Here is a 14,550-nt window from a genome sequence, read left to right on the forward strand (position 1 = left end):
GTGATGCAAAGATATTTTATTGAAGGCCCAGTTCCTGAAAACCGAATAGTGACCATAACTGGCGATGATGCGAAGCACATCGCCAAAGTTATGCGCCAGGAACCCGGAGACCGGTTAATCATTGTCAGCGAAGGGAAGGCTTTTCTTTCGACGATTTTAAAAGCGGAATTTGATGTCGAGGTCGAAGTTGGAGAAGAACTTCAAACGGATGTGGAAATGCCGAAAAGAGTGGCGATTGCCTGTGGATTGCCCAAAGGCGACAAGCTGGAATTGATTGCCCAAAAGGCGACCGAACTTGGGATGCATGCACTGATCCCGTTTGCGGCAGAACGGTCCATCGTCAAATGGGATGGCTCGAAAAGCGAAAAGAAACGGGCGCGGCTGCAGAAAATTGCCAAAGAAGCGGCGGAGCAATCTCATCGGACCCACATCCCTGAAATACATAATACGCATACATTCAAACAGCTGATGGAAACGGCAAAAAGCTTTGATGCCGTCGTCGTAGCGTATGAGGAAGAAGCACGCGAACAGAGCCGGACGCGGTTTGCTGAAACCTTGAAATCATTGTATGATAAAGACTCAATCTTGTTTGTGTTCGGCCCGGAAGGCGGGATTTCTGACACGGAAGTCGCGCTCCTAAAAGAAAGCGGTGCGTTGTTCACGTCGCTTGGCCCCCGGATTTTACGAACCGAAACGGCTCCGTTATATGCATTATCTGCAATGTCCTATGAATTCGAATGAAAGAGGTGGCCACTTATGTCAACGGTAGCGTTCCATACCTTAGGCTGTAAAGTGAATCATTACGAAACAGAAGCAATCTGGCAATTGTTCAAAGAACAAGGCTACGAGCGCAGCGAGTTTGATCGTCATTCCGATGTTTATGTCATTAATACATGCACAGTAACCAATACAGGAGACAAAAAAAGCCGCCAGGTCATCCGCCGGGCTGTCCGGCAAAATCCGGATGCCGTCATTTGTGTGACAGGCTGCTACGCGCAGACTTCACCTGCAGAAATAATGGCGATTCCCGGAGTGGACATTGTCGTCGGGACGCAAGACCGCACCAAACTGCTCGGCTACATCGAGCAGTATAAAAGGGAGCGGAAACCGATCAATGCGGTCGGCAACATCATGAAAAACCGGGTGTACGAAGAATTGGACGTGCCGTCGTTCACGGACCATACGCGTGCGTCTTTGAAGATCCAGGAAGGCTGCAATAATTTTTGCACGTTCTGCATCATTCCTTGGGCACGTGGGCTCATGCGGTCCCGCGACCCGAAAGAAGTGGTCCGCCAAGCCCAGCAGCTGGTGGATGCAGGATATCAGGAAATTGTACTGACCGGCATCCATACAGGCGGCTACGGAGAAGATTTGAAAAACTACAATTTAGCTCAGCTCCTGCGCGACTTGGAAATGGAAGTCACAGGGCTGAAGCGGCTGCGCATTTCATCCATTGAAGCAAGCCAGCTGACGGATGAAGTGATTGACGTGCTGCAAAAATCCAATATCGTGGTGCGCCACCTTCACATTCCGATTCAATCCGGATCAAACACGGTGCTGAAACGGATGCGGCGGAAGTACACGATGGAATTTTTCGCTGAACGGCTGATCCAGCTGCGGAAAGCTTTGCCGGATCTTGCGATTACGTCCGACGTCATTGTCGGATTCCCTGGAGAAACGGAAGAGGAATTTATGGAGACGTATCATTTCATCAACGACCATAAATTTTCTGAACTTCACGTGTTCCCTTATTCGCAGCGCACAGGCACTCCGGCGGCGCGCATGGAAGACCAGATCGATGAAAACATTAAAAACGAACGCGTCCATCGGCTGATTGCGTTGAACGATCAATTGGCGAAAGAGTACGCTTCCCAATTTGAAGGTGAATTGCTGGAAATCATTCCGGAAGAGCGGTTCAAAGAAAATCCGGATAGCGGGTTAATGGAAGGCTATACGGATAATTATTTGAGAGTCGTGATCCCCGGTTATGAGTCGCTGATCGGCAAAATCGTCAAAGTGAAAATTACGAAAGCCGGTTATCCATACAACGAAGGGCAATTTGTCCGAGTGATGGAAGAACTGGTCGTCTAATCAATTTAAAATCAGAATGGAGTTTCCCAATATGTCAAACATTGCATCTTATATTGACCACACCTTGTTAAAAGCTGAAGCTACAAAAGAACAAATCGTCCAAATCTGCAAAGAAGCAGCACAATACAATTTTGCTTCTGTTTGCGTCAACCCTGCCTGGGTAGCGACAGCAGCAAAAGAATTGGCAGACAGCACAGTGAAAGTCTGCACCGTTATCGGTTTCCCGCTGGGCGCGTCCACTTCTGAAACAAAAGCATTTGAAACAAAAGATGCGATTGCCAAAGGAGCAGGCGAAATTGATATGGTCATCAACATCGGCGCATTGAAAAGCGGCGATACGGAATGGGTTAAAAATGATATTGCTGCAGTTGTCGAAGCGGCAAAAGGCAAAGCGATTGTCAAAGTCATCATCGAGACAAGCCTTTTGACAGACGAAGAAAAAGTGACGGCATCCCGCCTTACTAAAGAAGCAGGAGCTGATTTTGTGAAAACATCAACCGGCTTTTCAACAGGCGGCGCTACTGTGGCAGACGTTAAATTGATGCGTGAAACTGTCGGGCCGGATTTAGGCGTTAAAGCTTCAGGCGGAGTGCGCAGCCTGGAAGATCTCGAAGCAATGGTGGAAGCTGGTGCAACACGCATCGGCGCAAGCTCCGGCGTAAAAATTATGCAGGGGCTAACAGCAAGTTCTGATTATTAAGTGTTGACCTATATAGGTTTATACGTTATAATTTCTTAATATATAACACTTGTTGTTATTTGCTTCAACGTGTGTTCGGAGGGAGGGAAAAAGAGATGACAAAAACAACTGTTCGTAAAAACGAATCAATTGAAGATGCTCTTCGCCGCTTCAAACGCACTGTTTCTAAGTCCGGAACAATGCAAGAGGTAAGAAAGCGCGAGTATTATGATAAGCCAAGCGTAAAACGCAAACTGAAATCAGAAGCTGCGCGTAAACGTAAATTTTAATTGACTTTAATTTTAAATGACTTTTAAAAAATATGAACGACCAGCAAAAACCGGCTGTACGATTAATCGTACAGCCGGTTTTCTATTTCTATTTTTTTAGCCGGCACATGGCAAACAGGCGCCATCAGATTGACACACCAAGCATGCTTAGGAGAATCCTGTAAGCGCATTCTTTAAGTAACACGAAGAAATAGTCTATAATAAAAATAGCGAGAAAAATGAAACCATTGGCGTATTTGTCCGTATATACAATAGAACAGTAAAAAGAGTCCCAATCAGCGGAGCCCATGCTCAATTGATTGGAAAAGCGGGTTTAAGTGGAAGGGGCGGGTCCTATGCACAGCTTGAAAGGCTTCCTGGCATTCAGTCTTTTGTTCTTATCGTTGTTGCTGTTTTTAGATGCGGTACCTGAGGCTGCGGATGGCTCTTCCGTTTTTGCGGCGGAGAGCACGGCTTTTGGAGAAACAAAGTCGGCAAGCACGGCTCCGGTTTTGCAAAATACAGGGGCCCCTGAAACTTTCTCCAGCAAAGCGGCTGCTGTTTTGACTCATCCTTTAGTCGTGCCGGTTTTGTTGACGATAGCTGCCCTTGGGCTGCTGCTGGAGTTTTTCACGCCGGGTGTCGGCGTTCCGGGAATCATCGGCCTCATTTCACTTGTGCTGTTTTTTTACGGGCATTTTGTGGCAGGATACGCGGGATTTGGATCCATTGCTTTAGTGATCATCGGTCTCGGTTTGCTGTTTACTGAATTTCTTATTCCCGGCGGCATTTTGGGAATACTCGGCATTGCGTCGATCCTGGTCAGTGTTTTCCTGGCCGGAGGAAGTTTGATGTCTACTGCCATTTCAATTTTCATCGCATTAATCGCAGCTACAGCAGGGATGGTGATCATAGTGAAATTTTTTGGCAAACGGCCGCAATTGTTCAAACGGCTGATTTTAACGGATGCCACCGATACGGAAAGCGGCTATGTTTCAGCTGTTAACCGTCCGGAACTGATCGGGCAAATTGCCGTAACTGCTACGGCTCTTCGCCCGTCTGGAACAATCGTACTGGGGGAAGAGCGGATTGATGCCGTGTCGGAAGGCCGGTTCATCGATCCGAACAAGCAAGTGAAGATCATTAAAGTAGAAGGTTCGCGGATTGTTGTCCGTGAACTAGAAAAACAAGAGGAGGAATAAAGAATGGGAATTGAAGCAATTGGTCTTGGCGCTGCGATAATTGGTATTATCGTTGTCTTAGCGATTTTCTTTACATTCGTGCCAATCACATTATGGATTTCTGCACTAGCTGCAGGCGTCCGCATCAGCATCTTTACATTAGTCGGGATGCGCCTTCGCCGCGTAATTCCATCGCGCATCGTGAATCCGTTGATCAAGGCATCAAAAGCGGGTCTGACGGTCACTATCAACCAACTGGAAAGCCATTACTTGGCGGGCGGTAACGTCGACCGCGTCGTCAACGCATTGATTGCGGCACACCGGGCGAATATTGAATTGCCGTTTGAACGGGCAGCAGCCATTGACTTGGCAGGCCGTGACGTGCTGGAAGCGGTACAGATGTCCGTTAACCCGAAAGTGATTGAAACACCGTTTATCGCAGGTGTAGCCATGGACGGAATCGAAGTAAAAGCAAAAGCGCGTATCACGGTTCGCGCCAACATCGACCGTTTAGTCGGTGGTGCAGGGGAAGAAACGATTGTTGCCCGTGTTGGTGAAGGGATTGTCTCGACACTCGGTTCAAGCACCAGCCATAAAAAAGTTCTTGAAAACCCGGACTTGATTTCGCAAACGGTTTTAAGCAAAGGCTTGGATTCCGGTACGGCATTTGAAATCTTATCCATCGACATTGCAGACGTTGATATCGGAAAAAACATCGGTGCCGAACTTCAAACGGAGCAGGCGGAAGCGGATAAGAAAATCGCCCAGGCAAAAGCGGAAGAGCGCCGAGCTATGGCGGTAGCAAGCGAACAGGAAATGAAAGCGAAAGTTGTCGAAATGAGAGCGAAAGTTGTGGGAGCGGAAGCAGAAGTGCCGCTTGCCATGTCCGAAGCGCTTCGCAACGGCAATATGGGCGTGATGGATTACATCAATTACAAAAACGTCCAGGCGGATACCAGCATGAGAGATTCGATTGCCCGTACTGGCTCAGAAAAAGTGGATGCAAAATAACAACGGGCAGCCACAAGGGAGGTTTTTCGCATGGAAGCTCTCATATTCGGTTTAATTGTAATGGCCATCGGCGCTTTCTTTAATAACAAAAAAGGCGATGGAGATGCCAATGCACCGCAGCAGCGTAGAACGCCTGCGAGAGAAACCGGACAACGGACGTTAAAGCGGGCGGAGGATTATGCCAAGGAAATTTATGGCGACCTGCAAACCCAGATGAAACAGCAGCCGGAAAGAACCCAGCAAGTTAAACGGGCTGCCGAAAAAGCTGCTGAACGTTTGCCGGTCCAGAAAGTGCAGAGACAGGCTAAAGAAATGGCTTCGCCGGGCAGGTTGTCGGCGCATAACGCTATTCCATTAAGCCCGCAGAAAGAAAACAGCAGAGAAGATCTGCTGCCTCTTGATGCAGAAGATATGCAGCGCGGAATTATTTTAGCGGAGATTTTAATGCCGCCGAAATCAAAAAGATAATAGGCAAACCGGCCAGCGCCTGCTGGCCGGTTTTTAGTTTTCTATAACTTAATTATGTAAACAAAAATACTGTAAAATGTTTTACAACTATTCACCTTTAGTGATACAGTGAATTTATAGTAAATTCACATTCCAAGGAGCGACTACATGACAGAAAACCAACTACTTGAACTTCATGTGAAAGACCCAAATGAAGCGGTGCTGCTGCTCGGGATATCTGATAGTCACATGACCTTAATCGAAGAAGCGTTCCAAATTCAAATAATTACCCGCGGCGATGTGATCCGGCTGTCTGGTTCGGAAGAAGGCAAGCAAATCGGGAAATTGCTGATTGAACAATTATTGAAAGTGATCCGCAAAAACATCAATATCGATCAGCGCGACATCGTTTCCGCAATAGAAATGGCTAGAGCCGGCACCATTGAATATTTCGCCGAACTGTATGATGAAGAAGTGGCCCGCAATGCTAGCGGCAAAGCAATCCGTGCAAAAACAATTGGGCAGCGGCATTATATCCAGGCGGTGCGCAGCAAGGACCTCGTGTTCGGGATTGGGCCGGCAGGAACAGGCAAAACCTATCTGGCGGTTGTCATGGCAGTACAGGCACTGAAAAACGGTCAAGTCAAAAAAATCATCCTGACGCGCCCGGCGGTGGAAGCTGGCGAAAGCCTTGGATTCTTGCCCGGCGATTTAAAAGAAAAAGTGGATCCTTATCTCCGGCCTTTGTATGACGCGTTGCATGACGTGCTGGGGCTTGAACAGACCAACCGGTTGATTGAGCGCGGCACCATTGAAATCGCCCCTCTCGCCTACATGAGAGGCCGTACATTGGATGAAGCCTTTGTCATCCTGGATGAAGCGCAAAACACGACCAAAGCGCAAATGAAGATGTTCTTGACGCGCCTTGGATTTGGTTCGAAAATGATCATTACCGGCGACAAAACACAAATCGATTTGCCGCGCGGTGCTGAATCCGGGCTGATTGTAGCTGAAACGATTCTGCAGCGCGTCAACGGCATCCATATTCAATACCTGGAACGGGGCGATGTGGTTCGCCATCCGCTAGTTGCAAAAATTATCGAAGCATACGATGACCAGCCTTCTTGAGGGCTGGTTTTTTTATATCGACCTTGTGAAAAGGGAGTCCAATTTCAAATAATTTCAAGTTATCCGTGAAATCCCATTCGGTAATTGATATGATAGAAGTACTAGAGTGGGGTGTCCGGGATGAGAAAAAAAGCAGAACAACTTTACGAAAAAGCAGGATATAAACTGGTGGCCGCCATTTTGGTTGTGGCAATCGGAGCCATCATGTATGCGTTTTTATACAGTTCACTGCAAACTGACAAGTATTCCATCGAACTTTTTCAGCTTTCAGAAGAGCCGATTCGTTCGGCGAAAACGGTAGTCGATCCTTTCAAGACGGAACTGGAACGGGAACGGGCAGCTTCGGAAGTGCAGCCCAGTTACCAGTTCAATGAAGAAATCGCTGCCAATCAGGCGGCGGTAGTCGATTCGCTGTTTGGGTATATTCTGGAAGCAAAGAGCTTACCGGATAACAAAGACGGCAAACCGGTTGAAACCGATCAGATGATTGAATCGCTGCAGGAAAATATCCGGCTGATGGAAACGAGCGATAACGGCCTGAAACTGACCGATGAAATGCTTCGCGCCTTGCTGGTGCTGCCGCCGGGCAAACTGCAGGAAGTGCAGCAATTCTTAACGGGAATTGTTTTGGATACGTTGGAACACCCGATCCGCGAGGACGAAGTGGCGGCTTTCCGCAACGCAGCGGAGCAGGAAATACGAAAAGAAACAAAAATACCCGCATCCATCCTGCAGGCTGCAGTAATGATCGGCCGCGCGAGCATTATTCCCAATGAAGTGGTCAACGAGGAATTGACGAACGCACAGCTCGAACAGGCCAGAGCCAGTGTGGAACCGACGCGCATTCTGCAGGGGCAGGTTTTGGTTCAGGAAGGGCAAGTCGTTGACCGCGAAGTTTACCGCCAGCTGGAACTTGCCGGCATGACGGAAGACCAGCAGGATTACAAACCGCTCTTTGGGTTGCTGCTGTTTGTCGTGATTGCCGTGGCGGTTCTGGCGGTCATGATCCGCCAAACCGATACAACCGAGCAGAAAAAAATAACGGCGCTTCTGGTCGTTTTTTCCGTACTTGCGTTTTCAATGGCCATTATGGAAATTATTCATGTGGTAAGCGGTAATTTTGATGTGGTCATCGCATTCCTGTTTCCGACTGCGCTGGCGGGTATGATTGCCAGAATGCTATTGAATGAACGAATTGCAGTCTGTGTGACGTTTCTTACAGGGGCATTAGGGGGTATGTTGTTGCAAGAAGGCAGTGCCGCCGTAATCCGGATGGATCTTGCTTTGTATATTATATTTGGCGGCCTGATTGGCGTTTATTTGATCAAGCAGGACGACCGGCGCACCCGCTTGCTCCAGACAAGCGTTGCAGTGGCTATGGTGAATGCATTATTTGTCGGCTTTTATCTGCTCGTCGGGCAAAGCCAGTATGATTGGACCGAAATCAGTTTTTATTTTTCTGCGGCTGTCATTTCCGGCTTGTTGTCCGGTGCGCTGGCGATCGGCTTATTGCCGTTTTTTGAATCGGCTTTCGGCTTGCTGTCGACAATGAAATTGATTGAACTGTCCAATCCCAATCACCCGCTATTGAAGAAAATTCTGACCGAAACGCCCGGTACCTACCACCACAGCGTCATGGTGGCCAATCTGGCCGATGCTTCCTGTGAAGCGATCGGCGCAAACGGGCTGCTTGCCCGAGTCGGCTGCTATTACCACGATATCGGTAAGACGAAGCAGCCGCATTTCTTTATCGAAAATCAGATGCATATGCGCAATCCCCATGATTCACTGCCGCCGGAAACGAGCAGCCGCATCATTTTGGAGCACGGCACGTACGGTGCCGAACTGTTGAGAAAGCATAAGATGCCAAAGGAAATCGTCGACGTGGCGGCCCAGCACCACGGCACCAGTTTGCTGAAATTTTTCTATCATAAAGCAAAAGAACAAAATCCTGAAGTGGACGAAGCAATGTACCGCTACAGCGGGCCGAAGCCGCAGACAAAAGAAATTGCCATCATTTCAGTGGCAGACAGCGTGGAAGCGGCCGTGAGGTCCATGAAAGAACCGACATCTGAAAAAATAAAAAATTTGGTCGATGCAATTGTAGAGGATAAACTGAAAGATGGGCAATTCGAAGAATGCGATCTAACCATGAAAGAACTCAAGACAGTCAAGCACATTATGTGCGAGACGCTGAATGGCATCTTCCATTCGCGTATTGAGTATCCGAAAGAACCCACAAGACTGGAGGAATAGGTATGATGTCAATCGATTTTATGGACGAAACTGAAAGTTTAAGCGACAATGAACTGCAATTTGTGGAGAAAATTTTGCAGCATGCGGCTGACGCTGAAAACATTGGAGCTGCTGAAGTGTCCGTCACTTTTGTGACCAATGATGAAATCCAGAATATCAACAAAGAATACCGGGGCAAGGATGCGCCGACCGATGTGATTTCCTTTGCTATGGAAGAACTCGGCGAAGGGGAAGTCGAAATCGTCGGCTCCATGGAACCGCGTATGCTGGGCGATATCATCATTTCACTCGACCGCACAAAAGAACAGGCAGCGGATTACGGCCATTCATTTGAACGGGAATTGGGCTTTTTGGCTGTGCACGGTTTTTTGCATTTGCTGGGCTACGACCACATGACAAAAGAAGACGAAAAGACCATGTTCGCCAAGCAGGAAGAAATCTTGTCGTCGCTTGGAATAACCCGTGACGGTTATGAAGGCGAGTAGATTTTTCAATTCATTCAAGTTTGCCATGCAGGGAATCGGGTCTGCGTTAAAGCGGGAACAAAATATGCAGCTGCATGTCCTGGCCGCCTTTGTGGTCCTGGCTGCAGGTGTGTGGACAGGGCTCTCCAAAAGTGAATGGCTCATCGTTCTGTTGCTGATCGGCGGAATGCTGGCGCTGGAAATGATGAACTCGGCGATTGAACGGGTCGTCGACTTGGCGTCGCCGGACATCCACCCGCTTGCAAAAGAAGCGAAAGACATAGCGGCGGGCGCCGTTTTGGTATTTGCCGCTGCAAGTGCTATAATTGGTTTACTAATCTTTATCCCAAAATGGTTTTAACTAACAGAGGTGATTCGTAATGGAAAAAGAACAATTGATGACAGAATCAAAAACTGCACGTGAACGGGCATATGTGCCGTATTCAAAATTCAAGGTCGGCGCAGCGCTCTTGACTGCTGACGGCAAAGTTTACCATGGCTGCAATATTGAAAATGCGGGCTATTCAATGACAAACTGCGCAGAGCGTACGGCGATGTTCAAAGCTGTATCTGAAGGCGAACGGAACTTCACGGCACTTGCCGTGGTAGCAGACACGAAAGGCCCGGTGTCGCCGTGCGGCGCATGCCGCCAAGTGATCGCAGAATTCTGCGCGCCGAACATGCCGGTTTATTTAACAAATTTAAATGGCGACGTCCAGGAAACGACAGTCAGCGAACTGTTGCCTGGTGCGTTTTCAACGGAGGATTTAGAGTATGCAGCAGGGAAATAACGGATTTAAATCGGGCTTTATTTCGATCATCGGACGCCCAAATGTCGGCAAATCGACGTTTCTAAACCGTGTCGTCGGCCAGAAAATCGCCATCATGAGCGATAAGCCGCAGACGACGCGCAACAAAGTCCAGGGAGTCGTGACAACAAACTCCAGCCAAATGGTCTTTATCGATACACCTGGAATCAACGAGCCGCGCCATAAACTGGGCGATTTCATGCTGCGGGTAGCGAAGAACACGTTCCGCGAAGTAGATGTCTTATTGTTTGTGGCGAGCGCGGATGACCGTATCGGCAAACAGGACCGTTTTGTCCTGGATATGCTGAAAGGCATCGATGTGCCGGTCTTTTTGGTATTGAACAAAATCGACCAGGTCCATCCGGACAATTTGCCGAAAATCATCGAAGGCTACCGCAACGAATTCGATTTCAAAGAAGCGATTCCGATCTCGGCGCTGCAAGGCAATAACGTCGAGAACTTGCTGGCCAAAATTACGGAATACCTGCCGGAAGGGCCGCAGTACTACCCGGCCGACCAAATCACCGACCATCCGGAGCGCTTTATCATTTCGGAGTTGATCCGTGAAAAAGCATTGCATTTGACGCGGGAAGAAATTCCGCATTCCATCGCGGTTGTCATTGAGAAAATTGCGCCGGACAGCGAAAACAAAGACATGATCCGCGTCCAGGCAACGATCATGGTCGAACGCGATTCCCAAAAAGGCATCGTCATCGGGAAAAAAGGCGTTCTGCTGAAGGAAATCGGCTCCCGTGCACGGAAAGACATCGAAAACCTGCTTGGCTCTAAAGTGTATTTGGAGCTATGGGTCAAAGTCCAGAAGGATTGGCGCAACAAAGCAGTGCATTTGCGTGATTTCGGTTTCAGAGACGACGAATATTAAGGAGTCGGTTTCATGCTGAATCAATTAGAGGGAATTGTGATCCGGGCGCAGGCATACGGCGAGAACAACAAAATCGTCACGTTGTTCACCCGGGAAGCAGGAAAAATCACCTGCATGGCAAGAGGCGCGAAAAAGCCTTCGAGCCGCCTGGCAGCCGTGACCCAACAATTTACGCATGGCAGCTATTCGATTTTCAAAGGCAAAGGCATGGGCACGCTGCAAAGCGGAGACCCGCTGGAGTCGCTCCGGCATATCCGGGAAGACATCATGAAAACGGCTTATGCCAGCTATATCACCGAATTGATTGACCGGCTGACCGAACAGGACGAACCGCAGCCCGCCATTTACGATATGCTGTACCAGGCGCTTCATGCAATCGAAGAAGGCTACGACCCGGAAGCGATTTCGCTGTTCATTGAATGGAAGATGCTGCCGTCCGCGGGCCTCACTCCGACTTTGCACCAATGTGCAAATTGCGGCGCCACCGACGGCGAATTCGCATTTTCGTTCGAGGAACTCGGCTTCTTGTGCCATCGCTGTTTCCACATCGACCGCTACATCATCCGTTTGAGCCCGGCGCTCGTTAAGCTCATTCGTACGTTTTATTTTGTGCCGATCGAACGCGTCGGTTCGCTGAAGCTGAAAAAGGAATCAAAGTCGCTGCTGAAGGGCATTGTGCGGACGATTTACGAAGAACAGGCAGGGATACGCCTGAAATCGCGCAAATTTCTGGAACAGCTCGAACGCACACCTGAATTTTTGCCGAAAAAAGAAGAACAAGACCCGCAGCAGGATGAAATCACCTGAGCGGGTCTTTTTTGTGTGGAGAAAACGTGCTGGGAAGCGGGTACTGTCGGAAAGGTGGAGAATACTATCCGCTTGAGGCGAAATACTGTCCCAAACCGGCACCTTACTGTCCGCAGCAAAAGCGCGTGTCCCATGGACATAAAAAAATCCGGAGCACCACATGGATGCTCCGGATTGTTCATCTATTAAAACTCAATGTGTTTAGCGATATAAGCTTGCACTTCGCCGATCGGCATGCGCACTTGCTCCATAGAATCGCGGTGGCGCACAGTTACTTGGCCATCTTCCACAGAATCAAAGTCGTATGTGATGCAGAACGGAGTGCCGATTTCATCCTGGCGGCGGTAGCGTTTGCCGATGGACTGGGACTCGTCGTAATCCACCATGAAATGCTTCGCCAAATCAGCGAATACTTCCGTTGCGCCTTCAGCCAATTTCTTGGATAGTGGCAGGACAGCCGCTTTATAAGGGGCAAGCGCCGGGTGGAATTTCAAAACGGTGCGTTTGTCGTCATTTTCAAGCTCTTCCTCGTTGTAGGCATCTACTAGGAATGCCAGTGTTACGCGGTCTGCGCCAAGGGAAGGCTCGATGCAATACGGAACGTAGCGTTCGTTCGTAATCGGATCGATGTAGTTGAAGTCTTCGCCGGAATGTTCCATATGGCGCTTCAAGTCAAAGTCGGTGCGGTCTGCGATGCCCCAAAGCTCGCCCCAGCCGAATGGGAATTTGTATTCGATGTCGACTGTTGCATTGGAGTAATGGGACAATTCGTCTTCGTCGTGTTCGCGAAGGCGCATATTGTCTTCAGACATGTTCAGGTTCAACAGCCAGTTTTTGCAGAAATCGCGCCAGTAAGCGTACCATTCCAAGTCTTCACCCGGTTTGCAGAAAAATTCAAGTTCCATTTGTTCGAATTCACGCGTACGGAACGTAAAGTTCCCCGGAGTGATTTCGTTTCGGAAACTTTTGCCGATTTGTGCAATCCCGAACGGCATTTTTTTGCGCATGGAACGCTGGACGTTTTTATAGTTGACGAAAATCCCTTGCGCCGTTTCCGGACGAAGGAAGATTTCATTCGTAGAGGACTCGGTCACACCCTGGAAAGTTTTGAACATCAAGTTGAACTGGCGGATGTCGGTATAATCCTGCGCGCCGCAAGTCGGACACTTGATGTCATGTTCCTGGATCAATTCAGCCATTCTTTCGAAAGACAGGCCGTCGACGATCATTTCGATGCCTTTTGCATCGAGTGCATCTTCGATCAGTTTATCGGCGCGGTGGCGCGTTTTGCAGCTTTTGCAATCGATCATTGGATCGTTGAAGTTGCCGACGTGTCCGGATGCCACCCACGTTTTTGGATTCATCAGAATCGCCGCATCAAGGCCGACGTTGTGCACGGATTCCTGGACGAATTTTTTCCACCATGCTTTTTTGATGTTGTTTTTCAGTTCGACGCCAAGCGGGCCGTAATCCCAAGTGTTTGCCAAGCCGCCGTAGATTTCAGAGCCCGGGAAAACAAATCCTCTGTGTTTCGCTAACGATACTACATCTTCCATTGACATAAAAATTACCTCCATAAAATAAAAAATCGTACACGTCCCGGACATATAGTCCGAGGACGAGTACGTTATAACCCGCGGTTCCACCCCGATTGGCTGAAAGTTTCAGCCCTCTTAAAAGATAATGGCTCCGGAGCGCCTGTTTCCTGTCTGTGCGGGCTTCCACCATCCCCGCTCGCTTTTTGCGACAGTACTGTTTTTCTCCATCAGTGCCTGATATTCGATTCGATAAGTATTGTACCATGCTAAACTTTTCTTCGCAATATCGCGTTCATTAGTATATAATAATTAACATTGAGTATAACATATTTTGAGGCGGTGAGTCCGATCGAACTCAATAAACGGCAAGAAGAGATTTTGCGGATTGTCAAAGGCAATGGCCCGATTACGGGTGAGCAGATTGCAGACCGTCTGCATTTGACAAGAGCGACATTAAGACCTGATTTAGCCATCCTGACGATGGCCGGCTTTTTGGATGCCCGCCCGCGTGTGGGATATTTTTATTCCGGGAAAAAACCGGGGCAGGATATTTCGGATACGATGAACAACATGAAGGTGAAAGATTTTCAATCGATTCCCGTCGTTGTGCGGGAAGACGTCAGTGTTTACGACGCCATCAGCCAGATGTTTCTGGACGATGTCGGCACCTTGTTTGTCGTAGATAAGAACTCCCTTTTGACTGGGGTGTTGTCGCGCAAAGACCTGCTCAGAACCAGTCTCGGCAATCAGGATCTGGCTGCCATCCCCGTACATATCATTATGACCCGGATGCCGAATATTACTTATTGCGTGAAAAACGAATCGTTGATCCAGGCTGCGCATCGCTTGATCAATCAGCAGATTGACGCATTGCCGGTGGTCGATGAGCAGCCGGAAGGTTTTAAAGTGATTGGCCGATTGACAAAAACGAATATTACACGGGCATTTTTATCCTTGTCGGAAAGCCATGAATTGTGAGGTGCATAG

General features: G+C 48.7%; 16 protein-coding genes. 15 read left to right on the plus strand and 1 reads right to left on the minus strand.

The window, feature by feature from the left end:
- The first annotated feature begins 3 nt into the window (after window positions 1–3).
- The 14 genes from BLQ32_RS15140 to recO all read left to right on the plus strand — a co-directional run bounded on the left by BLQ32_RS15140 (window position 4) and on the right by recO (window position 12,025).
- Window positions 4–741, plus strand: a complete 738-nt coding sequence (locus BLQ32_RS15140; RefSeq protein WP_074510980.1) for a 16S rRNA (uracil(1498)-N(3))-methyltransferase — start codon at window positions 4–6, stop codon at window positions 739–741.
- Window positions 742–756: 15 nt separating this feature from the next.
- Window positions 757–2,091 (plus strand): tRNA (N(6)-L-threonylcarbamoyladenosine(37)-C(2))-methylthiotransferase MtaB, encoded by a 1,335-nt coding sequence (gene mtaB / locus BLQ32_RS15145; RefSeq protein WP_074510981.1) that lies wholly within the window; start codon window positions 757–759, stop codon window positions 2,089–2,091.
- A 31-nt stretch (window positions 2,092–2,122) separates the two neighbouring features.
- Window positions 2,123–2,791, plus strand: a complete 669-nt coding sequence (deoC, locus tag BLQ32_RS15150; RefSeq protein ID WP_074510982.1) for a deoxyribose-phosphate aldolase — start codon at window positions 2,123–2,125, stop codon at window positions 2,789–2,791.
- Between the two features lie 95 nt (window positions 2,792–2,886).
- Window positions 2,887–3,060 (plus strand): 30S ribosomal protein S21, encoded by a 174-nt coding sequence (rpsU, locus tag BLQ32_RS15155; RefSeq protein WP_008431605.1) that lies wholly within the window; start codon window positions 2,887–2,889, stop codon window positions 3,058–3,060.
- 335 nt (window positions 3,061–3,395) lie between these two features.
- Window positions 3,396–4,241 (plus strand): NfeD family protein, encoded by an 846-nt coding sequence (locus BLQ32_RS15160; protein ID WP_083335360.1) that lies wholly within the window; start codon window positions 3,396–3,398, stop codon window positions 4,239–4,241.
- Between the two features lie 3 nt (window positions 4,242–4,244).
- On the plus strand, window positions 4,245–5,231 hold the full coding sequence (floA, locus tag BLQ32_RS15165; RefSeq protein WP_036809479.1) for a flotillin-like protein FloA: 987 nt from the start codon (window positions 4,245–4,247) through the stop codon (window positions 5,229–5,231).
- Between the two features lie 30 nt (window positions 5,232–5,261).
- Window positions 5,262–5,699 (plus strand): hypothetical protein, encoded by a 438-nt coding sequence (locus BLQ32_RS15170; RefSeq protein ID WP_074510983.1) that lies wholly within the window; start codon window positions 5,262–5,264, stop codon window positions 5,697–5,699.
- A gap of 147 nt (window positions 5,700–5,846) precedes the next feature.
- A complete protein-coding gene (locus BLQ32_RS15175; RefSeq protein ID WP_074510984.1) occupies window positions 5,847–6,806 on the plus strand; it encodes a PhoH family protein in 960 nt (319 codons plus the stop codon).
- Window positions 6,807–6,926: 120 nt separating this feature from the next.
- A complete protein-coding gene (locus BLQ32_RS15180; RefSeq protein ID WP_074510985.1) occupies window positions 6,927–9,062 on the plus strand; it encodes an HD family phosphohydrolase in 2,136 nt (711 codons plus the stop codon).
- 2 nt (window positions 9,063–9,064) lie between these two features.
- A complete protein-coding gene (gene ybeY / locus BLQ32_RS15185) occupies window positions 9,065–9,547 on the plus strand; it encodes an rRNA maturation RNase YbeY (RefSeq protein ID WP_074510986.1) in 483 nt (160 codons plus the stop codon).
- Window positions 9,534–9,887, plus strand: coding sequence for a diacylglycerol kinase family protein (locus BLQ32_RS15190; RefSeq protein WP_036809463.1), 354 nt, complete (start codon window positions 9,534–9,536; stop codon window positions 9,885–9,887). Before ybeY ends, BLQ32_RS15190 begins: the two co-directional genes overlap by 14 nt.
- Before the next feature lie 19 nt (window positions 9,888–9,906).
- Complete coding sequence (locus tag BLQ32_RS15195) at window positions 9,907–10,317, plus strand: cytidine deaminase (protein ID WP_036809460.1); 411 nt, start codon at window positions 9,907–9,909, stop codon at window positions 10,315–10,317.
- Window positions 10,301–11,218: a GTPase Era gene (gene era, locus BLQ32_RS15200; RefSeq protein WP_074510987.1), complete on the plus strand. Its 918-nt coding sequence runs from the start codon at window positions 10,301–10,303 to the stop codon at window positions 11,216–11,218. Before BLQ32_RS15195 ends, era begins: the two co-directional genes overlap by 17 nt.
- A gap of 12 nt (window positions 11,219–11,230) precedes the next feature.
- Window positions 11,231–12,025, plus strand: coding sequence for a DNA repair protein RecO (recO, locus tag BLQ32_RS15205; RefSeq protein ID WP_036809454.1), 795 nt, complete (start codon window positions 11,231–11,233; stop codon window positions 12,023–12,025).
- A gap of 185 nt (window positions 12,026–12,210) precedes the next feature.
- Here recO and BLQ32_RS15210 read toward each other — a convergent pair whose 3' ends face one another.
- Complete coding sequence (locus tag BLQ32_RS15210) at window positions 12,211–13,587, minus strand: glycine--tRNA ligase (RefSeq protein WP_074510988.1); 1,377 nt, start codon at window positions 13,585–13,587, stop codon at window positions 12,211–12,213.
- Window positions 13,588–13,902: 315 nt separating this feature from the next.
- Between BLQ32_RS15210 and ccpN the strand changes: the two genes are divergently transcribed.
- On the plus strand, window positions 13,903–14,541 hold the full coding sequence (gene ccpN / locus BLQ32_RS15215; protein WP_036809447.1) for a transcriptional regulator CcpN: 639 nt from the start codon (window positions 13,903–13,905) through the stop codon (window positions 14,539–14,541).
- The last annotated feature ends 9 nt before the right edge of the window (window positions 14,542–14,550 follow it).

It is taken from the genome of Planococcus glaciei (assembly GCF_900099655.1).
Lineage (GTDB): Bacteria > Bacillota > Bacilli > Bacillales_A > Planococcaceae > Planococcus > Planococcus glaciei.